Origin of the sequence: Nocardia uniformis NBRC 13702 (genome assembly GCF_001613345.1) — a bacterium.
Lineage (GTDB): Bacteria > Actinomycetota > Actinomycetes > Mycobacteriales > Mycobacteriaceae > Nocardia > Nocardia uniformis.
Genome location: NZ_BDCE01000106.1, coordinates 1 through 1,180 on the forward strand (window position 1 = coordinate 1; position 1,180 = coordinate 1,180).

1 protein-coding gene is annotated in these 1,180 nt (G+C 68.0%); it reads left to right on the forward strand.

What is annotated here, in order from left to right; genetic code table 11:
* Positions 1–9 precede the first annotated feature (9 nt).
* On the forward strand, positions 10–1,173 hold the full coding sequence (locus NU1_RS42005) for an MFS transporter (protein ID WP_245720472.1): 1,164 nt from the start codon (positions 10–12) through the stop codon (positions 1,171–1,173).
* Positions 1,174–1,180 lie beyond the last annotated feature (7 nt).

A 1,180-nucleotide genomic window follows, 5' to 3' on the forward strand; every position in this document is an offset into this window, starting at 1 on the left:
AGCCGCGCGGTGACCACGGCTGCCGCTGTCATCACCACCCTCGCCATCATCGGACCCGCCTTCGCGACCAACACGGTGACACTGGCGCTTGCGCTCGCCGCCTATGGCGTCGGCTTCGGCGCACTCGATGTCGCTATGAATGCCCAGGCGGTGGAGGTCGAATCGCGCTACCCCCGCCCCATCATGTCGGCCTTCCACGCCCTGTTCTCGGCGGGATCCCTGGTGGGGGCGCTCGCCGGAGCGGCGGCTCAGCGCGCCGGCTGGGATATCCGAGTGACCATGCTCGTGGCAGCCGCGGTCGGACTGGCCGTCATTGCACTCAGCGCGTCCCGCCTCGTCCCGCCCGCTTCGGCCACCTCGCGCGTGGATTCGCCCGAACGGCAGTTGTCCGCCGCACCGGGAACAGTCGCGTCGACCGCACAGTCCAGCGAGGCGACGAGTTCGACTGTGACCCACCCACCCCGGGAATCGGCGGGCTCGACCGCCGCACCGTCGGACCTGTCACCGAGCGACGCTCCCGCACGGGCGGAATTGTCCTTCGCGCATGCGGATTCGGCCGGGATACGGGCGGACGAGCAGACAACGACCGGCCGCAATACTCGAAAGGTATTGGCACTGGCCGCTATCGCATTCGCCCTGCTGATGGCAGAAGGGGTGGTCGGCGATTGGAGCGCGTTGCAGATGCGCGAGCATCTCGGAGCCGATGCGGCCACGGCGGCGCTGGCTTTCGGCGCGTTCTCGATAACCATGACCGTGGGTCGGCTGCTCGCCGACCGAGTCAGCGGACGCTTCGGGCCGGTGGCGGTGGTGCGCTGGGGCAGCCTGCTCGCGGCCATGGGATTCGCGCTGGTCGTAGCGTCACCGTGGGTACCGATCACACTGGCCGGGTGGGCCCTGTGCGGAATCGGGCTGGCGGGTGGGGTACCCCAGGTATTCACCGCCGCAGGCAATCTCGGCTCGCGCACTGCGGCCACCGACATGTCGAGGGTCTTCGGTATCGGCTACGTCGGACTCCTCGCCGGACCGGTCACGATCGGCTGGCTCACCAAGCTGATACCTCTTACCGCTGCCATGCTGGTACCGCTGGTCGCGATATTGGCGTGTGCCTGGTTCGCGCACATTGTCGGTGCAGCTACTGATAAGCGGTCTTCTGTCGATGCCGACTGCGGGTGAGTCGCAA